Here is an 18,920-nt window from a genome sequence, read left to right as displayed (position 1 = left end):
GCGTCAGGCGTGCAAAATCTGCGGACTGACCGCCCGGAAAGAACAACAGTGGAAATTCGTAAGCGCAACAACGTGCATGTGATCGATGCAATTCGCCCGGACGTCCCCGTGCTCGTCTATGCGCACGGCTTTGGGTGTAGCCAGCATATGTGGCGACACATCACTCCGGCCTTTGAAGGTAAGTGCCACCAGGTCTTGTTCGACTACGTCGGCTGCGGCCAATCAGACTTGGCCGCCTTTGACCCCGTGAAGTACGCAAGTCTGAAAGGCTACGTGCAAGATCTGCTGGATGTATGCGACGCATTGGGCATCGAGCGCGGAGTGCATTTTGTTGGACATTCGGTCAGCGCCAGCATCGGCCTGCTGGCCTCCATCGAGCGACCTATGCTTTTTGATCGCCTGATTCTGGTCGGCCCGTCGCCTTGCTACATCAATCACGCTCCGGACTACCTTGGAGGGTTCGAGCGCCAGGATTTGGAGGGCCTATTGGACCTCATGGACCAGAACTTCATGGGCTGGTCCAGCTACCTCGCACCCATTGTGGCGGGAGCGCCGCAGGCAGACAGTCTGGGCGGAGAGCTGTCCGAGAGTTTCTGCTCAACCGATCCTACGATGGCTCGTATCTTTGCGCAGGCAACCTTCTTTGCGGATACCAGAGAGGAGCTGTCACGCGTGACCCGGCCGAGTCTGATCTTGCAGCATGGCAACGATGCGTTGGCGCCCCATTCGGTGGGGGAATACATGCACAAGAAGCTCAGGGACAGCACGCTGGAAGTGCTGGACGTGACCGGACACTGCGCCCACATGAGTCATCCGCACTTGGTGACGGCCGCCATGCAGCGATATCTCTCCTTAGCGTGAGCGAAACCGAGAGGGCGGAACATGCTGGCGGTTGATGACATCCCTTGCGCGATGATGATCACGGACCCGGTGGGGCACATCGTGCGGATGAACAGGGAGTTCCTTGTCCTGATCGGGGGCACGGAGGCGTTTTGGCTCGGCCACTCCATGGATGAACTGTTGACACCAGCTTCTCGAATTTTCAGCCAGACCCACCTGTTTCCCACGCTGCATCACGCCAAGAGTGCGCGCGAAGTATTCCTCCACCTGCGCGGTGTTGGCGGCGAGACTGTTCCTGTCATGGTCAATGCGGTCAGCAAGCGCCTGGAGACGGGCGACCACATCGTATGGGCCTTTTTTGTGGCCCGCGAACGCAGCCGTTTCGAAGGCGAGTTGATCAAGGCCCGTGCAGAGGCCCAGGGTCTTGCCCAGCGCTTGGCCGCCAGCAATGAACAGGTTGAATTGCAGAATCGCCAGCTTTCGGAACTGAGTCTCTCTGATCCGCTTACAGGTCTTAAAAACCGCCGTGCGCTGGAATTGACCGTGCAAGAGTGGCAACGGACGGCCTCTCGACAGAGTTCCGTGTCGTTGTTGATGGTGGACGTGGACTACTTCAAACGGATCAACGATGCGCATGGCCATCCCGAGGGCGACCGGGTGCTGGTGAACTTTGCTCGCCAGTTACAGGCAGGCGCCCGTGGTTCGGACCTGGTGGCGCGATACGGCGGGGAAGAATTCGTCCTCTGGTTACCTGATGCGGACGCAGAAGCCGCTGCCCGAATCGCGGAGCGGGTGCACAAATGCGCCAGACGGGTTCGCTCATTGGCGGGGCCAGTAACGGTCAGTGTCGGGCTGGCATGTGCAGTACACCAAACCGGAGCGGATTTCCTCGCCCGGCTGCTAAAACGCTCTGATGAAGCTGTTTACAGGGCAAAGGCGCTCGGGCGCAACTGCACAGTGGTTAGTGACTGAGTCACCCAGCCTCGCGCAGCTCACCAGCGTTTGGAATAGTGATAGCTTCCCCCGCAAAGAACGTTCGCGGTGAGACTACTTGGATGGCATGGCTGCTTGGCGGTCCACCATCATTTGCATCATCTGCTCCATCATGGCCATACGGCGCTCCATTTGAGCGTGCATGCCCATCATGCCTCCCATACCCGAGTTTCCGGAGGCTGCAGGCATGGCAGGTTTGGTCTGCGCCCCTTGCTGCATCATTCCCATCCCCATGCCACCAGAACTACCCGCGCCCATCGTGGCCATGCCTGACTGCATGAGCTTCATGTGCTCCTCCATCAGCGCTGAGCGTTCGGCGGGAGTCTTGGCCGCCTGCATTTTTTTGTGCATTTCCTGCATCGCCTTCATCTGACGATCAAAGGCGTCCGGTGCAGACGCGGCAGTGGCTGCCGGGGCAGACTGGGTTGTGACGCCGCCGCTCTGTGCATCTCCGGGGTGGTGGCCTGCGTGTTCGTCCTCAGGTTTTGGCGATTGCGCGACGGCACAGCCTGCCACGAATAGGGTTGTCAACAGCCCAGCGACGATGTTCAGACGCATGATGGTCTCCTTGGTAGTTCAACTGCAGCATGACGACGTCTGCCTTGCACCGTCTTGATCCACGTCAACAGGGGCTACGGGCCGAGACGCACAGCAGCAGCCACCGGTTGTTCGGCGAGATGCAGGACTCACCGCCGCGTCTGCTTTATATCCAGCACGCTCAATCGCTGAGCGGACAAGCTCCACGGTGCTTTCTCCGGCTTGCGCCGGGATGCGTACCTGACGTGTAGCTACGTCGATTTCTACTTCGACGCCCCCAGGCAGTTGGGCCTGAGCTATTGCACGACCAATGCGCTGGGCGCAAGTGCCGCACGTCATATCAGGAACATTGATATGGACCATGTGAGCCTCCTTTGGTTGATTCACGTTTTGACTATGAACCTTGCCACGGTGGGAAGGTCAAGGCCTCACGGAATTCAATCGGCATATAAGCTCGGAAAGCAGCAAACGAGCCCATTGCTGGTGGTGTCTCTACGAGTTAGAACGCTCGCGCCTTGGGTGAACGACCGTCGAAAATCTCCATCTCAGCCGAGGGGAAGGACACCTTTGGCGCCTTGCGCATTCCCGCCGCGTGCCTAGCGCGCAGGCGCCACCATAGCGGTGGCAATTGCCAAATGCTGGGCTGGCCCTGTACCTGCCTGAGAGAGAAAGCCCTCGGCGAACGAGAAGTTTTTAGCAGATCGAACCACATGCGCTTGGAATGCAAGCGACTCGTTGACAAGTGCAAGGGACAAAAATTTGACCGACAACTCCAGAGTGACGACGACCTTGGAATCGTAGTGACCCAAACCGGCAAGCACGAAGGCTGCATCAAAACCTGCGGCGATAACACCGCCATTGATTGCGGAGGTTCCTCCACCTCCCTGAAGGCCAGATTCGATTTTGGTGAAATTGATGATCGCCAAGCCTGGCTCTTTGAACGCCCCCCTAAACCCAAACCAAGCAATTTCTTTCCTGGCGTTGAATTGAGCCAATTGCTCTTCGCGCTGAGTGGAGACTAGGCGAAACGGGATGGTCGGACTATGCATGGGAAAGCAATGGTGCGTTTACCGTCCAAATGTACATTGAGGGCTCGTCCAAATGTACATTCAGGATGCGTCCAACCTTGCATCCAAGACACTTGCGGCAGGGGATTTCTCGAATGAAGGTTCGATAGTTAGGGCAACGCTGATTAAGGTCCACCGTTGATGGGGGTCAAACGTTATCCGCAGATGAAGCAGCAGACCCTGGCAATGGCCGCAGATCAAGACAACGGATTCGAGCATTCGCGCAAACCCACCCGACGCGAAGATTTCTTGCGGACCATGCAGACAATAGTGCCATGGGCCGCTCTGTGTCAGGTGATAGAGCCGCACTACCCCAAGGCAGGCAATGGCCGCCCGCCCATTGGCCTGGAGCGGATGCTGCGCATCCATTTCCTGCAACACTGGTTCAACCTGGCCGATCTGGCGTGCGAGCAGGCCCTGTATGACAGCGCCAGTCTGCGCCGCTTTGTGGGCATTGACCTGGGTCGCGAACGCGTGCCCGATGCCACCACGCTGCTGAAGTTGCGCAAACTGCTCCATGAGCACAAACTGGGCGAAGCCTTGTTCGCCAAGGTAGGCCAGCAATTGCAGGAGCGGGGCTTCAAGGTCAATACCGGAACCATCGTGGATGCCACCATCATCGCAGCGCCCAGTTCTACCAAGAACGCCGACAAGGCGCGTGACCCCGACATGCATTAGACTCGCAAAGGCCAGCAATTGTATTTCGGCATGAAGCTGCACATTGGCGTGGACAGTCAAAGCGGGCTGGCGCACAGCGCTGTGGTGACGGCGGCCAACGTGCACGACAAACATCCGCTGCCCGATCTGCTGCATGGCAACGAACAGCGCGTGTACGGCGACTCGGCCTACGCCGGCCAGAAAACACTGATAGCGAGCAAAGCCCCCAGGGCCAAGGACTTCACCAACCAGCGCACCCGCCGTGCGGGCGAGGTGGACGAAGTTCAGCGGGCCAAGAACCGCAACAAGTCACGGGTGCGCGCTCGGGTCGAGCATGTCTTTGCGGTGGTAAAGCGCCTGTGGGGATTCACCAAGGTGCGCTATCGCGGGCTGCAAAAGAACGCCACGCGTGCGTTCACGGCCTTGGCGCTGGCCAACATCTACCTTGCCCGAGGGCGCCTGCAGGGACATGTGCCCGTAAGGGTCCGAAGGGGGCTCAAAGGCTCCCGAAACAGGCCCTGTGGGGCAAAGCACAGTATCTTTGCGGGCCATTTGGCATTCAAATGGCTTTGCGATGGATATGACGTTACTTGTTCAGCATTGCCTTAAGCTGGCTTGAAAGCGCAAGCCATGTGAGGAGCTAATAGATTGGTGTTCTCTATCTCCATCCAAAAATATGGCCCACTACTCCGAACGACCGATGAGAGATCGTCAGCGGACTTCCATAGCGGCAGGACGAGTGACGGCAACCGCTGCAAAACAGATCTCCAGCGTGCGAGCGCCGCCACTCTCAGGCCCGCGCCACCGGCACATCCTCCCACCGCGTCGTGTACTGCGGCGTTCGCCTCTCCTGCTTCATCCCCCAGCCCTTGCCCTTGTTGGTGCCCCCCGTGGCACCTGAATGCACGGTGCCCTTGCCATAGCGCTGGTTGAGCGCATCCAAAGCCACCATCAGCTGGGTGCGGTCCCGGTGGTCTTCATCCTCCAGATCCAGCTCTCCCTGCAGCGCATTGCCCGGCACCAGGTCCAGCAGCATCACCCCTGCCTTGGCCATCTTGTACCCAGGCTCGTACATGCGGCGCATGCCAGCTACAGCCGCCCACACCAGCTTTCCCGTGTCAGCCGTAGGCCGGCGCAGTGGCACCACGATGCTGCGGTTGAATCGGGGTCCGGGTCGGAAAGGTGAGGTGTGGCAGAACACCAGCAGCTGGCTTGCCAGGCTCCCTTGCTTGCGCAACTTCTCGGCCGCACGGCTGGCGAACTCGCTCACGGCCTCCACCAGCGGCGGCAGCTCGGTCACCGCCTGGCCGAATGATCGGGTGCAGGCAATCTCTCTTTTGGGCTCAGGCGCGTCATCCAGATCTATGCACTGCATGCCCTGCAGCTCACGCACCGTGCGCTCCAGCACCACGCTCCAGCGCCTGCGCACCATGGCTGGGTCCAGCCGGGCCAGGTCCAGGACCGTATGCACCCCACACTGATGCAGCTGCGCGCCGATCTTGCGGCCCACACCCCAGACTTCTTCCACCAGCGTGCTGGCCAACAGGTCATCAAGGTCTTGAGCCGGCAATGTGGTTAGGTTGCACACTTGGGCCAGCTCGGCCGGGTAGCTCCCCGGTTTGCGCTCGGCCGTCTTGGCGATGTGGTTGGCCAGCTTCGCCAGCGTCTTGGTGTGACCAATGCCGATGCCGCAAGGAATGCCCGCCCATTGGTGGATGCGGGCGCGGATGGCGTGGCTGCGGGTGGTCAGGTCGCCGCGCATGCCCTGCAGGCCGATGAACGACTCATCGATGCTGTAGATCTCCTGCGAGGGCCCCAGGCCCGCCGCCAGGCTCATCATCCGATTGCTCATGTCGCCGTATAGCGTGAAGTTGGCACTCAAGGCCACCAGGCCGTGGGTCTCTTCCATGTGCCGAATCTGGAACCACGGCGCCCCCATCTTGATGCCCAGGGCCTTGGCTTCATTGCTGCGGGCGATGGCGCAGCCATCGTTGTTGCTCAGCACCACCACCGGGCGGCCGTTCAGGCTGGGGCGGAAAACCCGCTCACAGCTCACGTAAAAATTGTTGCCATCCACCAGCGCATACATGCTGGCCTCCGTCCATCAGATCAGGTGAGAAACAGCTTCACGCACCCGCTCACCACGCCCCACACCTCAATGGTCTGACTTTCTCGGGGAATGATGTCGGGATAGGTAGGGTTGGCCGCCCGCAGCTTGATCCGGCCGGCGCGCTGGTGCAGATACTTCACGGTGCATTCGCCGTCCACAATGGCCACGACGATGCTGTTGTGCTTGGGCTTGATCGCCCGGTCCACGGCGATGATGCTGCCGTCCTCGATGCCAGCGTCCCGCATCGAGTCGCCCCGCACGCGCCAGAAATAGGTGGCCTGGGGGTGCTTCACCAGCAACTGCATGATGTCCAGCCGCTCCACCACGAAGTCGTCCGCTGGCGATGGAAACCCCGCGCGCACGCTCACCCCGCACAGGGGCAAGGCCAGCGACTGCGCCGCCGTGTCGTACGGCACCGGTAGCGAGGAATTCCAAAGACTGTACATATTTACAGTATAGCTCCCTGCTGCCAGAATGATGCCATGTGTACCTACTACGAGGTCCCGGGCCGTGAGCAGCTGGTGCTGCACTTCGGTGACGTTCCCGAGGAAGAGTGGCGCGACAAGATGAGCCCGCTGTACCGTGGGCCGTTCCTGCGGGCCAAGGGCGAAGCTGGACGAGAACTGGTGGTAGGCCAGTGGGGCATGATCCCGCCGCACTCCAAGACGCACATCCCTACCGGCACGGACGGCAAGCGCCTGAGCACCGTCAACGCCCGGCGCGAGGGCATGGCCAAGTCATGGACCTACGGCGGCCCCTGGCGCAAGGGGCAGCGCTGCATCATCCCGGCGCAGCTGTATGTCGAACCCTACTGGGGCACAGGCAAGCACATCCCATGGCAGTTCGAGCGGGCCGACGGCGAGCCCTGGGGCTTGGCGGGCCTGTGGAGCGAATGGACCGACCCGGCCACGGGCGAGGTGCTGCCCAGCTACACCATGATCACGCAGAACTGCGACGACGTGCCGGTTCTCAACCTGATGCACCGGCCTGACCCCAAGCGCGCGCCCGACATGCAGGACAAGCGTACCGTGGTGCCGCTGGAAAAGGGGGACTGGGATACTTGGCTGCGAGGCACTATCGAGCAGGCAGAGGCGCTGATCAAAGTGCCGCCACTGGAGCTGTTTGTGCACCGGGCGAAAGATCCGGCACAGCAGGTAGAGTTACCTGTCGAATCAGTGTGATGCATGAAGAAGCCCTCACCCTTTGGCGAATTCAGCGCCATGGAACTTGGCATACCAACTGCTTGGGTTGAATTGATGCAGTTGCAAGACTTCCCATGGTGGTGGCACATCGCATTTGCGGGTGCTGGTGCCGTGGGGAGTGTTCACTGAACCGCAGGGGCGGGCAGGCAGATCGGGCTCCCTTTGGGGAGCCCTTTCTGTTTGTGCCCCCCACTCTGCAAGCAGCTGTAAATCCCTGCAGGATCTGAGCATTCGGGCCAGAAGCGAACCGTGAACGGTGCTCCAATCTGGCATCTTTTTTTTCCACTTGCTCGCCTCTTCTGTGAATCGTTTTTTCTCTTGTCCAGGCCGTGTGCGCCTGGCGGCTGTGCTGGCCCTGTCTCTTGCCGGCATTGCTCTCCCGAATCTTTCCTGGGCACGTTCTCAGCAGTTCGACAGTGCGGCGCTGCTCACGCCCGAACCCACCTCCTTTGCGCAATGCCCGCAGTTCTTTGCGAATGGAACTCCTCCGGCCATCACGCCCCGGCCACAGCTGCGCGAGCTTTGCTATGAAGCGTTTGCGATACTGCACTCCGGTACTACCAAGACACCGGTGTTCGTAGCCCAACGCTTGAACCGCAAGCTCATCGAGGATGCCGATGAGAAGCGTGCCAAGCGGTTCTTTGCGGATGCGCGCTTGCCCAGTGGCGAACGGGCGGAGCTGGAGGACTACAAGAACTCTGGCTACAGCCGTGGGCACATGGCACCTGCGGGAGATATGCCAACGCCAACGGCCATGGCCCAGAGCTTCAGTTTGGCGAATATGGTCCCCCAGAATGCTCAGCACAACGGTGGCGCCTGGAACAAGATTGAGCAGGACACGCGGCACTATGTAAAGCGGGCCAAGGGGGATGTGTTTGTGATCACAGGTCCCGTTTTCACCGAGAGCAGTCCGCGCGTTGGAGACAACGGCGTGCGCGTGCCGACCTATCTCTACAAGCTGGTGTACGACGCGACGACACAGCGGGCATGGGCGCATTGGCAGGCGAACCGTGAGCGTGAGGTAGCTGGGCCACCGATCAGCTATCAGGAACTGGTCAAACGCACGGGGATTGAGTTCTTAAACAAAGGTGGTCAGCAGCGCTAAGCCCAGGCGCGACTATGTAGTTTAACGCAGCCAGAAGCTCTCATGCCACAGATGACAGGCTGCGTCCACACATGTACACATGTCTTGAATCCGTGAGAAAACGTCATATCCTCGAGGGTCGCAATTCTTCGATATCGGCCCACGAAGGGGCAAGCTGCGCTCCATGAAAACCCCCGCTGCTTTCACTCCTGCTGATTTCGAGAGGTCCGTCCACAGCGTGTGCCCGAGTTCCACACCGAACTTTGATCGACGTGAGTGTCCAGACAGGTTAGTTGGCCGCATTTCACAGCTAACTGATCTGAGGGACTGGAGTTCGGTGGCACAGGCACTGCCGGAAAGGTGCAGCGAAGTCCAATGCATCCTGCTCGTCTTGGAGTCACCCCACATCGATGAATACGGGTCCAGGCAGCCGTACACGCCCTGGCCCGCAAATGGGGTGACGGGGCGCCACATCCGCAAACGAGCCGGATTGCTCGTGCCTCCGTGTTGGAATAAGAACGAGACCCAGCTTTACTTGATCAACGCCATCCCCCTATCAATGCTCGCTCGGTCAGGCCACTCGCCTTTACAGGAGCAAAGTGTTCCGTGAGGCATGGGACAGCGGAGCGAGGGCGTACTTTCAGGAACGGCTCAAGCTGATTTACCGCCAAGGGGATCTTGTCGTGAACGCGTGCACAGTCGGGAAACCTGGGCCCTCATTGAGAGCGCTCGTCGAAGCCGCGATTGAAGAGGTGCTTCCCAATTCACTGCGCTCAAGGCGCGAGCACCCTTTCCGATGGATGAGCGATGAAGCAGTGCGTCGAACTTGGAAATGACACTCTGACCAGAGCAGGCTCCGCAAAGTCGGTGCAGAGTTGACCAAAAACTGTCCGTTAGACGCGTCTGGGGCTGAGTTACGGTGTTCTCGCACCAGACCGATTGCACAGTCAGTGCCCAAGTATCAAAGGGCCCCTGATAAGCCACTTGAACACCACTTCAGGCTCCGGGTGCGTTGGTTGCAACTTCCGCTCATCAACTTTGAAACTGTCACCAGACTGTCACCAGCCCCAAAATGGAAAAAAGCCCGCTATGTTTTAAATAGCAGGCTTTCTAATATCTACAATGTGTTGGTGGTAGGACGTACAAGATTCGAACTTGTGACCAACGGATTAAAAGTCCGCTGCTCTACCAACTGAGCTAACGTCCCGACCGATTGCAGCCATCGCGTCGATTGCTGCAAAGCCTTGGATTATAGCGTCTTTTTTCCGGCCAACTTGGAATCCGTTGCAAGTTTGTCGAGCACCCAGCCCGCCGCGCATTGGCCGAAGGTAGCAGTCACAGCAACCACCGAGCCGTAGCCGTGGCAGTTCAAGGAGCCATCCCCATCGATGTTGCAGGAGGCATCTGGCGGCGCAACGGCCTCCCGACTGAAAACGCAGGGGACTCCTATCTTCTTACCCTCACGCGGGGCACCATGGTGTTTGCGCATCTGATAGCGCAGTTGCGCCAACAGCGGGTCATGAGTGACCAGCGCAAGATCGTCCACATCCACCTTGTGTGCGTGCCGCTTTCCACCTGCCGCACCCACCGCTATGTGCAGCACACCAAGGGTCTTGGCCCAAACGGACAACGCGGTCTTGGCCTTGATTTGGTCACAGGCATCAATGAGCGCGTCTATCGGCGTTTGCAATAAACCCGGCCAGTTTCCGGGTTCCACAAACTCCTCAACGCAATGGACAACACACCCTGGATGGATTTGCGCGATGCGATCACGCATGGCCAAAACCTTTGCCTGCCCCACGGTGCCGGTCAGTGCATGGATTTGTCGATTGATGTTGGACTCGGCCACGTGGTCCAGGTCAATCAGCGTGATTTGCGCAACGCCGCTGCGCGCCAAGGCCTCCGCAGCCCAGGAGCCGACCCCACCAATACCCACCACGGCCACATGAGCTGAGCGGATTCTGGCAGCGCCCTGCACTCCATAAAGCCGCTGAAGCCCGCCAAAACGGCGCTCCAGCGCATCCTCCGCACCAGCATCTGGCGCACTATGCAGGGCCAAAGCCACCTCGCCCCCCATTACTTGAGTCGCGACAAGCGCTCTTTGGCGGCCACGGCTGCTTCGGACTGAGGGTAAGCGCGCAGCAGGTCTTCCAACGTCTTGCGCGCAGTACGTGTGTCTTTGAGCTCAATCTGGCAATTGGCGATGGACAGCGCGGCCTCGGGCGCACGGGCGTGCGTGGGAGCATCAGTCAACATCTGCTTGAAGTTGCCAATCGCTTCCTTGTACTCACGGGTGGCGTATTGGGCATTGCCCAACCAGAACCGAGCGGAAGGCACGTAGCCGCTGCGTGGATACTGCCGCACAAAACCAGCGAAAGCGGCGCTTGCGTCTGGGAATTTGCCGGAGCGAAAGACAGTCAGGGCCGCCTCAAAGTCGCGCTTTTCAGCGGGGTCTGCCGGAAACTCGCGGCCGTCCACATTGACTTTGATGGGCTCGAATTGACGCAACCGCTCGTCCACGCCCTGTGCGATATCTTTCTGGCGGCGCTGCAGTTCGCCCACATCACGCAAGAGCTGTTCGTTCTGGCCGTTGAGCTTGGCCTGCTCAGCGCGCAGGGCTTCAATTTGCGTCTGCAAGTCCAGCAGACTGCGGCGCAGCTGGGCATTTTCTTCACTCAGCCTGCGAACCTCTTCAGCAGACCGTTGCTGAGACGATTGCAGCCCATCAACGCGTTGCCGCATCTCCAGGATGGCCCGTCGCGCCTCACCATCTTCAAATATGGCAGCGTGGGCTGAAGACAGCGGCACTGCGAGCAACGCCGCCATCGCCACCGCCTTCAGCGAGAAAACCGGTACGGCGGGTCGCATCAACGGTACGACAGTTCAGCACGGCGGTTTTGGGCACGTGCATCTTCTGTACTGCCTTGTGCTGCAGGCTTTTCCTTACCAAAACTCACAGCTTCGACTTGGCTGTCGGGCACGCCCAGCAAGCCCAGCGAGCGACGCACAGCTTCTGCACGCTTCTGGCCCAGAGCCAGGTTGTATTCGCGGCCGCCACGGTCATCGGTGTGGCCTTCGATCATGACCTTGCGGTTGGGAGCCGCCTTGATGAAACGGGAGTGCGCTTCGATCAGGGATTGGAACTCGGGCTTGATCACGTAGCTGTCGTAATCAAAGTACACGATGCGCGCGACACCGACAGGACCCGCACCGTCACGGCCGGATTGGCTCAGGTCCACGCCCGTGACGCCACTTTGCGACGACTGGCCGGAGTTGGCACCGCCGTTGGCTCCGCCCATGGTGGAGGTGGCGTTTTTGTCTTCGACCGGCACATCGTCCAGCTTCACACCAGAACTGCAACCCGCCATGAGAGCGACAACGGTAAGGGCAAGGGTAAAACGTTTGATCATCCAAATTTCTCCTGAAGGCTTGGTAACTGAAAGTGCAGATAAGTTCATTGCTTTTGAAACGGACCCCAGTCCGGTTCGCGGATATCACCCGCCTGGCCCGCCAAGCGAGCCTTGATCTTGCCGTCCAGCGTGGTGGTCATGAGGGCTTCACGGCCTTGCTGCTGCGTGGCGTAAACGATGAGACGGCTGTTGGGCGCAAAGCTCGGGTTTTCGTCTGTCGTCGTGTCGGTCACGGCGTTGGTGGTGCCGGTGGACAAGTCCATGACGTGGAGCTTGAAGGCGCCACCCACGCGGGAGATATAGGCGAGCCAGCGACCATCCGGGCTGACGCTGGGAGAGATGTTGTAGGTGCCCGTGAAGGTCACACGCTCGGCATTACCCCCCGACGCGCCCACCTTGTAGATCTGGGGCGCACCGCCCCGGTCGCTCACAAAGAAGATGCTGCGGCCGTCGCCCGAGAACACGGGTTCGGTATCGATGCCGGCGCTTTGCATCAGCCTGCGGGGCTCCCCGCCATTGGCATCGATGGTGTACAGCTGCGAACCGCCGTCCCGACTCAGCGTAACCGCGAGCGTGCGGCCGTCGGGCGCCCAGGCGGGTGCACTGTTGGAGCCACGGAAATTCGCGATCAAGCGCCGCCGGCCTGTGGCCACGTCATGCACATAGACCACGGGTTTGCGCGACTCGAAAGACACGTAGGCCAGTTGACCGCCATTGGGTGACCATGCGGGCGAAATAATGGGCTCGGGGCTGGACAGGGCGGACTGAGCGTTCTCGCCATCTGCATCCGCCACCCACAAGCTGTAGCGGGGGCCCGTTTTGGTCACGTAAGCGATGCGCGTCGAGAAGATGCCGCGCTCACCCGTGAGCTTTTCGTAGATGAAATCGGCAATGCGGTGCGCCACCAAGCGCAGGTCACCTTGCGTGACCACAAAGCTCTGCCCGCCGAGATCTTGCCCCTTGACCACATCCCACAGGCGAAAGCGCACATCAAAGCGCCCGTCCGCGAGGCGAGTGACACTGCCGGTAGCCAGAGAATCCGCGCTTTTCTGGCGCCACAGCGCAACATCGGGCCGTGCGGTTTCGTCCAGCGCGGCGCCCGTAGCGTCGATGGCGCGAAACTGCCCACTGCGCTCCAGGTCGGCCTGCACGATGGCTGCCATTTTCTGGGGGGACTGCGCATCCCCGCGGAACGGTGCGATGGCGATAGGCAACTGGGTCAGCCCGACGCCGGTGACCTCGACGCGGAACTGCGCCAGGGCGGGGATGGAGGGTGATGCGATGAGTGCGGCCAGCAACTGGCGGCGCAGGGGAAGCAGCGGAGCTGCAGAAGAAGGGTGTTGGGAGATTCGATCTGTGGTCATTGGCATCCAGCAGTGGCCGAACAAGTGCCTGAAGGCAAACCCGAATGTTACACACAGCGGCGCCCCCCCTGTGACAAACTGTGCGCGGCGGCACGAGGCCACAGGGCAGTGCGCAGCGCAAACGTAGAATCCGGGCCACATGCAAGCCACTGACACGGGCGCCGCGCCCGCCAACGCCCCCCCTCCCCCCGCAAGCCTGACGGCACGACTGAAGCGGCTATCGGTCTATTTTGGCGGCCAGCGGCTGGCCTGGAGCCTGGCCATTGTCGCCACGCTGGTGGGAGCCATCACGGAGCCCCTGATACCTGCCCTGTTGCAACCACTCTTGGACAAAGGCTTCACCCAGGGCACCTTGCAGCTGTGGATGGTGCCCCTCGCGATCCTGGGGGTTTTCTTTGTGCGTGGCGTGGCCCAGTTTGTGGGCCAGTACGCGCTGGCGCGCATCGCCAACGAGGGCATGTTGACGCTGCGCCAGGCGCTGTTTGACCGGGTTCTTGCGGCAGAGATGGGCCTGTTTGCACGCCAGTCGGCCAGCGCTCTCTCCAACACCGTGGTGTACGAGGTACAGACCGGGGCGACCTTGCTGGTGCAGGCGTTGCTGGGCCTGTCGCGCGATGGTTTCACGCTGATCGCGCTGCTGGTCTATTTGCTGTACCTCAACTGGCAACTGACGCTGATCGTGGCGGTGGTCGTTCCGGGAGTGGCCTGGATCATGAAGACCCTGTCGCGGCGGCTTTACCACCTGACCAAGAGCAGCCAGCAGGCCACGGATGAGCTGGCCTATGTGGTCGAAGAGAACGTGCTGGCCCACCGCATGGTGCGTTTGCACGGTGCGCAGGGGGGGCAGGCGCAGCGCTTTGCCGACTTGAGCCACAGCTTGCGCCGCCTGGCCATCAAATCCACCATCGCCTCGGCAGCCATGACACCGCTGACCCAGTTGCTCGCTGCGGCCGCGCTGTCTGTGGTCATCTGCATTGCGTTGTGGCAGAGCCGGGGTGCGGTCGATGCGAAAGACGTGACCGTGGGCGGGTTCGTATCGTTCATCACCGCCATGCTGATGCTTATCGCACCCATCCGGCGCCTCGCCGACGTGGCCAGCCCCGTCACGCGGGGCGTGGCCGCGCTGGAGCGCGGCCTGGGCCTTCTGGGCGACACGGGAGCAGAAACCGGCGGCACCTACCGCAAGGACCGTGTGCAGGGTGCGCTCACGCTGAGCAACGTCACCGTGTCGTTTGGCGCCGACCATGCACCTGCGCTCAACGGCTTGACCTTGCAGGTCGCCCCGGGCGAGATCGTGGCGCTGGTGGGCCCCTCGGGCGCGGGCAAGACCACATTGGTCAACCTGCTGCCCCGGTTTGTGATGCCCTCGGCGGGCACTGTCGCGGTCGACGGCCAGGCATTGCCGGATTGGGACCTGGCTTCGCTGCGCTCGCAATTTGCCATGGTGAGCCAGGATGTCGTGATGTTCAACGACACCATCGCCACCAACGTGGCGCTGGGTCAGGCGGTGGACGAAACACGCGTGCAGCAGTGCCTTGCCGCGGCCAACCTGGCAGAGCATGTGGCCGCCCTCCCCCAGGGGATCCACACGGTCGTGGGACACAACGCCACGCAACTGTCAGGTGGGCAACGCCAGCGGCTGGCCATTGCACGGGCCCTGTACAAGGATGCCCCCATCCTCATCCTGGACGAGGCAACATCGGCCCTGGACACCGAGTCTGAACGCCTGGTGCAGGAGGCCCTGCAGCGCCTGATGCAAGGCCGAACCACTCTGGTGATTGCGCACCGGCTCTCTACCATCGAGCATGCCGACCGGGTGGTGGTGATGGAACGCGGGCAGATCGCGGAGCAAGGCACCCACAGCGCCCTGATGGCGCAGGGCGGGCTGTATGCGCGCTTGCAGACACGCGCTGCGTCGGGCACAGGAACCCTCGCGGAGTAAGCAGGGCGCCGGGCCCGGGGGTCTGGCAACGGTCAGCCTCAACGCAGCAACCGAGTCCCATCCCTCGCCACCGCGCCTCCGCCATCCATCGCCGCTACCACTTGCCCCGGTTGGGCTGGCGCCGCCGAATGGCGGCGGCGATCTTCTCGGCGGACTCGGTGCGGCTCACTCGCAAAGCAAAATCGGTGGCGGTCAGCCCCAACTGGTTCTTGAGCGTAGGGTCTGCCCCTTCGTCCAACAGCAACTGCACGGCCTCCGTGGAGCCGTAGTGCGCGGCCATCATCAGGGGTGTGGTGCCGTTGGGTGACGCAGCATCGATGTAGGCATGGTTTTCGAGCAGCAGCGCAATGATGACCGCATGCTGCGGCGAGCCTGCCGACGCAGCGTAGTGCAACGGCGTCCAGCCCGTCTTGTTCACGTCGGCATCGCGTGCTATGAGGGCCTTGACTGCCTCTACGTTGCCCTTGATCGCAGCCATCATCAGCGGACTTTCGTCCTTGGCATTGCGGGCTTCCACATTCACCCTGCGCGATGCCAGCAGCGCCGCAAAGGCCTTGTTGGCGCCGTTCTGCAAAGCGATGGTGAGCCCCACCTGCCCCTTGGGGTCGCGCGTGTTGGGGTCAAAGCCCCGGCGCAACAATGCCGTGATCGCATCACCGTCATCCCTCAGGACGGCCACAAAAAAATCTTCGTAGGCACCCGCCCATGCACGGGCAGACACCACACCCAGCGCCACAGCGGCCAGAACAGAACGTCGTTGCAGGCTCATGCCATCACCCCCGGGAACAAGCGGTCGAAATTACGGCTGGTGGCCTCGGCCACCACCTCCAGCGCCAGGCCCTTGGTCTCTGCCACCTGCCGGGCCACATGGGGCACGTACGACGGGTTGTTGGTCTTGCCACGGTAGGGCACCGGGGCCAGATAGGGGCTGTCGGTCTCGATGAGCATGCGGTCCAGCGGGACAAAGGCCACCACGTCGCGCAGCTCCTGCGCGCTCTTGAAGGTGACGATGCCCGAAAAGGAGATGTAGTAGCCCAGGTCCAGCGCTGCGCGCGCCACCTGCATCGATTCGGTAAAGCAGTGGAAAACACCGCCCGCCAGGTTGCCCGCGCCATCCTCGCCTTCTTCCCGCAGGATGGCCAAGGTGTCGTCGGAGGCACTGCGCGTATGGATGATGAGCGGCTTGCCACAGGCCCGCGCCGCCCGGATGTGGGTGCGGAAACGGTCGCGCTGCCACTCCAGGTCGGCAATGCTGCGCCCGCCCTTGCGGTCTTCCATGCCGTAGTAGTCGAGGCCCGTTTCTCCAATCGCCACCACGCGGGGCAGGGCTGCGCGGTCCAGCAGGTCCTGCACGCTGGGTTCCGTCACGCCCTCGTTGTCGGGGTGCACGCCCACCGTGCTCCAGAAGTTGTCATGGGCCAGGGCCAGGGCGTGCACGCCCTCGAACTCCTCCATGGTGGTGCAGATGCACAGGGCCCGGGTGACCTGCGCCTCAGCCATGGCCTGGCGGATGGCGGGCAGCTGGCTGACCAGTTCCGGGAAGTTGAGGTGGCAGTGCGAATCAGTGAACATGTGATGGAAAACAAAAAAGCCGACCAGCCAGCGCGGGTCGGCACGGGGGCGGCGGTGGCGCAGTCAGATCGTCTGGGTAGGACGGTCCGAGCCCAGCGCAGTTCCCAGCAATTCCTCGATCTTGGCCTTGAGCTGGCGGGATTTTTCGTCCTTGGGGAACTGGATGCCCACGCCTTGGGTGCGGTTGCCCGCAGCACGCGCCGGCGTGACCCAGGCCACGCGGCCTGCCACGGGGTAGCGCTGCGTATCTTCGGGCAAGGTCAACAGCACATACACGTCGTCGCCCAGCTTGTAGTCGCGCTGGGTGGGCACAAAAATGCCCCCTTCGGCAAAAAAAGGAATGTAGGCGGCGTAGAGCGCGGCCTTTTCCTTGATGGCCAGCTGCATGACGCTGGGACGGGGCGCGGTGGATGGACTGCTCATGGATGGGGGCGTGCGGCTTAGTGCTTGGAGTGTAGGGTGTTTCTCGCCTGGGCGACAAGCGCCTCCAGCATGAGACCGGCATTGAACGGGTGGTCTGCCGTGCGCGCGGCCTTGGCCAGTGTCCGCGACCAGCGCGTGAGTGCGCCCAGCGGCGGCGTCTTGGGCAGGTCGGCCTGCGCAAAGTAGCGTGGCGCGGCGCCCACGCTGGCGGCCAGCAGGTCGTGGCAGAGCTTTTGCAGTGCATCGATCACCTGGGCTGGGGCCCAGTCGCCCAGGGCCGTCACATCACCCCGCGCCACCGCCTGGGGCAAAGCTGACCAGGCTTGGGGGCTGCGGCCCGACTGTGCCAGTGCCAGTGCATCTTCTGGCCGTCCGCCTGCTGCGCGCAGAAACGACGCTGCCGCATCCCGGGCCAGACCCTGGGCCTGCAACCACGCGAGGCTATCGGCCTCGGCCGGCCAGACCATGGTGTGCCCCAGGCACCGGCTGCGGATGGTGGGCAGAAGCTGGTGCGCAGCCTCGCTGGCCAGCACAAAACGCACGTCGCCGGGTGGCTCTTCCAGCGTCTTGAGCAGCGCATTGGCGGTGACATGGTTCATCTGCTCGGCCGGGTAGACCAGCACGGCCTTGCCTTTGCCACGCGCCGAGGTGCGCTGTGAGAACTCCACCGCATCGCGCATGGCCTCCACGCGGATCTCGCGGCTGGGCTTGCGCTTCTTGTCGTCGATATCGGCCTGGGCCTTTTCCGACAGGGGCCAGCCCAGCGCCAACATCTGCACCTCGGGCATCAGCACGCACAGGTCGGCATGGGTGCGCACATCGATGGCGTGGCAGCTGCCGCAATGGCCGCAGGCGCCCTGCTCTGTCGGCGCGTCGCACAACCATGCGCGCACCAGCTCCAGCCCCAGGGCGTACTGCCCCAGGCCCGACGGCCCCTGCAGCAGCCACGCGTGGCCGCGCTGGGCCAGTAGGCTGGTGCGCTGCGCCGCGATCCAGGGCGCCAGGGCCGCGGTGGCTTCACTCATTGCGGACCTCCCTGCGTAGCCACCATGATGGCCAGCCAGCCCTTGCGCACGAACACGCTGGTGAGCTGCTGCCACACGCGATGGCGCTCCTGCGCTGCGTCCAGGCGCGCAAAACGCTGGGGCGCTGCAGCGGCGCGGTCGGCATAGCCCCGGGCCACGCGGCGGAAGAACTCGACCGGCTGAGCCTCGAAGCGGTCGGGCACACGCGCACCGGCCAGGCGCTCGGCCGCCACCTCCGGTGCCAAGTCAAACCACACCGTCAGATCGGGTTCACGCATCAAATTGGCCTCAGGCGCTAGTCCCGTCTGCGCCAGGCGCTCCAAAGTTGATAGCACACCCAAATCGAAGCCCCGCCCTGCGCCCTGGTAGGCAAACGTGGCATCGGTGAACCGGTCGCACAGCACCACGTCGCCCCGGGCCAGAGCGGGCTCAATCACATTGCACAGGTGGTCGCGGCGGGCAGCAAAGATCAGCAGCGACTCGGTGAGCGCATCCATGGGGTCGTTCAGGACCATCTCGCGCAGCTTTTCGGCCAGCGGCGTGCCGCCGGGTTCGCGACTCACGGTGACGGTGCGGCCCTGGGTACGGAACGCCGCAGCCAGGCCCTCGATGTGCGAGGACTTGCCTGCACCGTCGATGCCTTCAAACGAAATGAACAGACCGGGTCGTGACATGGGCACCTTGGTTCAAGAAA

At 62.0% G+C, this 18,920-nt stretch carries 19 protein-coding genes, 1 tRNA gene and 1 pseudogene; 6 read left to right on the top strand and 15 right to left on the bottom strand.

What is annotated here, in order from left to right:
• Positions 1 to 48: 48 nt before the first annotated feature.
• Positions 49 to 861, top strand: a complete 813-nt coding sequence (locus C8C99_RS07355) for an alpha/beta fold hydrolase (RefSeq protein WP_056419582.1) — start codon at positions 49 to 51, stop codon at positions 859 to 861.
• Between the two features lie 21 nt (positions 862 to 882).
• On the top strand, positions 883 to 1,812 hold the full coding sequence (locus C8C99_RS07350) for a sensor domain-containing diguanylate cyclase (RefSeq protein WP_056419579.1): 930 nt from the start codon (positions 883 to 885) through the stop codon (positions 1,810 to 1,812).
• A 75-nt stretch (positions 1,813 to 1,887) separates the two neighbouring features.
• On the opposite strand, the gene C8C99_RS07345 is transcribed toward C8C99_RS07350, so the two are convergent.
• The 3 genes from C8C99_RS07345 to C8C99_RS07335 all read right to left on the bottom strand — a co-directional run bounded on the left by C8C99_RS07345 (position 1,888) and on the right by C8C99_RS07335 (position 3,419).
• On the bottom strand, positions 1,888 to 2,391 hold the full coding sequence (locus C8C99_RS07345) for a hypothetical protein (protein ID WP_015012969.1): 504 nt from the start codon (positions 2,389 to 2,391) through the stop codon (positions 1,888 to 1,890).
• 18 nt (positions 2,392 to 2,409) lie between these two features.
• Positions 2,410 to 2,733, bottom strand: a complete 324-nt coding sequence (locus C8C99_RS24405) for a heavy-metal-associated domain-containing protein (RefSeq protein ID WP_082493245.1) — start codon at positions 2,731 to 2,733, stop codon at positions 2,410 to 2,412.
• Between the two features lie 233 nt (positions 2,734 to 2,966).
• A complete protein-coding gene (locus tag C8C99_RS07335) occupies positions 2,967 to 3,419 on the bottom strand; it encodes a PaaI family thioesterase (RefSeq protein ID WP_056419573.1) in 453 nt (150 codons plus the stop codon).
• Between the two features lie 183 nt (positions 3,420 to 3,602).
• Between C8C99_RS07335 and C8C99_RS07330 the strand changes: the two are divergent.
• A pseudogene (locus tag C8C99_RS07330) lies at positions 3,603 to 4,556 on the top strand (IS5 family transposase); the annotation flags it as partial.
• A gap of 328 nt (positions 4,557 to 4,884) precedes the next feature.
• Here the strand turns inward: C8C99_RS07330 and C8C99_RS07325 are convergent.
• Complete coding sequence (locus C8C99_RS07325; protein ID WP_108625373.1) at positions 4,885 to 6,183, bottom strand: Y-family DNA polymerase; 1,299 nt, start codon at positions 6,181 to 6,183, stop codon at positions 4,885 to 4,887.
• A gap of 20 nt (positions 6,184 to 6,203) precedes the next feature.
• Positions 6,204 to 6,650, bottom strand: coding sequence for a LexA family transcriptional regulator (locus tag C8C99_RS07320; protein WP_056419563.1), 447 nt, complete (start codon positions 6,648 to 6,650; stop codon positions 6,204 to 6,206).
• Between the two features lie 36 nt (positions 6,651 to 6,686).
• On the opposite strand from C8C99_RS07320, the gene C8C99_RS07315 reads away from it, so the two are divergent.
• Both C8C99_RS07315 and C8C99_RS07310 read left to right on the top strand, forming a co-directional pair.
• Positions 6,687 to 7,385 carry an SOS response-associated peptidase gene (locus tag C8C99_RS07315; RefSeq protein WP_056419560.1) on the top strand — a complete coding sequence of 233 codons (699 nt, stop codon included), beginning with the start codon at positions 6,687 to 6,689 and terminating at the stop codon, positions 7,383 to 7,385.
• Between the two features lie 445 nt (positions 7,386 to 7,830).
• Entirely contained in the window at positions 7,831 to 8,511 is a 681-nt protein-coding gene (locus C8C99_RS07310) for a DNA/RNA non-specific endonuclease (protein ID WP_233247328.1), read from the top strand.
• Positions 8,512 to 9,621: 1,110 nt separating this feature from the next.
• On the opposite strand, the gene C8C99_RS07305 is transcribed toward C8C99_RS07310, so the two are convergent.
• From C8C99_RS07305 to tolB, 5 genes are all read right to left on the bottom strand, one after another.
• A tRNA-Lys gene (locus tag C8C99_RS07305) sits at positions 9,622 to 9,697 on the bottom strand.
• A 42-nt stretch (positions 9,698 to 9,739) separates the two neighbouring features.
• On the bottom strand, positions 9,740 to 10,567 hold the full coding sequence (locus tag C8C99_RS07300) for a ThiF family adenylyltransferase (protein ID WP_108625372.1): 828 nt from the start codon (positions 10,565 to 10,567) through the stop codon (positions 9,740 to 9,742).
• A complete protein-coding gene (ybgF, locus tag C8C99_RS07295; RefSeq protein WP_108625371.1) occupies positions 10,567 to 11,358 on the bottom strand; it encodes a tol-pal system protein YbgF in 792 nt (263 codons plus the stop codon). The genes C8C99_RS07300 and ybgF overlap by 1 nt, the downstream gene beginning before the upstream one ends.
• Positions 11,358 to 11,900, bottom strand: coding sequence for a peptidoglycan-associated lipoprotein Pal (gene pal / locus C8C99_RS07290; RefSeq protein ID WP_056645231.1), 543 nt, complete (start codon positions 11,898 to 11,900; stop codon positions 11,358 to 11,360). Before pal ends, ybgF begins: the two co-directional genes overlap by 1 nt.
• Before the next feature lie 44 nt (positions 11,901 to 11,944).
• A complete protein-coding gene (tolB, locus tag C8C99_RS07285) occupies positions 11,945 to 13,264 on the bottom strand; it encodes a Tol-Pal system beta propeller repeat protein TolB (protein WP_108625370.1) in 1,320 nt (439 codons plus the stop codon).
• 139 nt (positions 13,265 to 13,403) lie between these two features.
• Here tolB and msbA point away from each other — a divergent pair, with 139 nt between their 5' ends.
• Positions 13,404 to 15,206, top strand: a complete 1,803-nt coding sequence (msbA, locus tag C8C99_RS07280) for a lipid A export permease/ATP-binding protein MsbA (RefSeq protein ID WP_108625369.1) — start codon at positions 13,404 to 13,406, stop codon at positions 15,204 to 15,206.
• 94 nt (positions 15,207 to 15,300) lie between these two features.
• Here msbA and C8C99_RS07275 read toward each other — a convergent pair whose 3' ends face one another.
• The 5 genes from C8C99_RS07275 to tmk form a co-directional block, all read right to left on the bottom strand.
• On the bottom strand, positions 15,301 to 15,975 hold the full coding sequence (locus tag C8C99_RS07275; protein ID WP_108625368.1) for an ankyrin repeat domain-containing protein: 675 nt from the start codon (positions 15,973 to 15,975) through the stop codon (positions 15,301 to 15,303).
• On the bottom strand, positions 15,972 to 16,778 hold the full coding sequence (locus tag C8C99_RS07270; protein WP_056645238.1) for a TatD family hydrolase: 807 nt from the start codon (positions 16,776 to 16,778) through the stop codon (positions 15,972 to 15,974). The genes C8C99_RS07275 and C8C99_RS07270 overlap by 4 nt, the downstream gene beginning before the upstream one ends.
• Before the next feature lie 63 nt (positions 16,779 to 16,841).
• Complete coding sequence (locus C8C99_RS07265; RefSeq protein WP_056645241.1) at positions 16,842 to 17,201, bottom strand: PilZ domain-containing protein; 360 nt, start codon at positions 17,199 to 17,201, stop codon at positions 16,842 to 16,844.
• A 17-nt stretch (positions 17,202 to 17,218) separates the two neighbouring features.
• A complete protein-coding gene (locus C8C99_RS07260) occupies positions 17,219 to 18,226 on the bottom strand; it encodes a DNA polymerase III subunit delta' (protein ID WP_108625367.1) in 1,008 nt (335 codons plus the stop codon).
• A complete protein-coding gene (gene tmk / locus C8C99_RS07255) occupies positions 18,223 to 18,900 on the bottom strand; it encodes a dTMP kinase (RefSeq protein WP_108625366.1) in 678 nt (225 codons plus the stop codon). The genes C8C99_RS07260 and tmk overlap by 4 nt, the downstream gene beginning before the upstream one ends.
• Positions 18,901 to 18,920: the final 20 nt, after the last annotated feature.

It is taken from the genome of Acidovorax sp. 107 (genome assembly GCF_003058055.1).
Classification (GTDB): domain Bacteria; phylum Pseudomonadota; class Gammaproteobacteria; order Burkholderiales; family Burkholderiaceae_C; genus Acidovorax.
Note: the sequence above shows the minus strand (reverse complement) of the source record. Positions and strands in the feature narration are given on the sequence as shown.

Bases quoted from the DNA above. Each gene is read 5' to 3' on its own strand.
- C8C99_RS07265 (WP_056645241.1), bottom strand. From the start codon at position 17,201: ATGAGCAGTCCATCCACCGCGCCCCGTCCCAGCGTCATGCAGCTGGCC.
- C8C99_RS07275 (WP_108625368.1), bottom strand. From the start codon at position 15,975: ATGAGCCTGCAACGACGTTCTGTTCTGGCCGCTGTGGCGCTGGGTGTG.
- C8C99_RS07335 (WP_056419573.1), bottom strand. From the start codon at position 3,419: ATGCATAGTCCGACCATCCCGTTTCGCCTAGTCTCCACTCAGCGCGAA.
- tolB (WP_108625370.1), bottom strand. From the start codon at position 13,264: ATGACCACAGATCGAATCTCCCAACACCCTTCTTCTGCAGCTCCGCTG.
- C8C99_RS07260 (WP_108625367.1), bottom strand. From the start codon at position 18,226: ATGAGTGAAGCCACCGCGGCCCTGGCGCCCTGGATCGCGGCGCAGCGC.
- C8C99_RS07270 (WP_056645238.1), bottom strand. From the start codon at position 16,778: ATGTTCACTGATTCGCACTGCCACCTCAACTTCCCGGAACTGGTCAGC.
- C8C99_RS07320 (WP_056419563.1), bottom strand. From the start codon at position 6,650: ATGTACAGTCTTTGGAATTCCTCGCTACCGGTGCCGTACGACACGGCG.
- C8C99_RS07325 (WP_108625373.1), bottom strand. From the start codon at position 6,183: ATGTATGCGCTGGTGGATGGCAACAATTTTTACGTGAGCTGTGAGCGG.
- msbA (WP_108625369.1), top strand. From the start codon at position 13,404: ATGCAAGCCACTGACACGGGCGCCGCGCCCGCCAACGCCCCCCCTCCC.
- C8C99_RS07345 (WP_015012969.1), bottom strand. From the start codon at position 2,391: ATGCGTCTGAACATCGTCGCTGGGCTGTTGACAACCCTATTCGTGGCA.
- pal (WP_056645231.1), bottom strand. From the start codon at position 11,900: ATGATCAAACGTTTTACCCTTGCCCTTACCGTTGTCGCTCTCATGGCG.
- C8C99_RS07350 (WP_056419579.1), top strand. From the start codon at position 883: ATGCTGGCGGTTGATGACATCCCTTGCGCGATGATGATCACGGACCCG.
- C8C99_RS07300 (WP_108625372.1), bottom strand. From the start codon at position 10,567: ATGGGGGGCGAGGTGGCTTTGGCCCTGCATAGTGCGCCAGATGCTGGT.
- C8C99_RS24405 (WP_082493245.1), bottom strand. From the start codon at position 2,733: ATGGTCCATATCAATGTTCCTGATATGACGTGCGGCACTTGCGCCCAG.
- tmk (WP_108625366.1), bottom strand. From the start codon at position 18,900: ATGTCACGACCCGGTCTGTTCATTTCGTTTGAAGGCATCGACGGTGCA.
- ybgF (WP_108625371.1), bottom strand. From the start codon at position 11,358: ATGCGACCCGCCGTACCGGTTTTCTCGCTGAAGGCGGTGGCGATGGCG.
- C8C99_RS07315 (WP_056419560.1), top strand. From the start codon at position 6,687: ATGTGTACCTACTACGAGGTCCCGGGCCGTGAGCAGCTGGTGCTGCAC.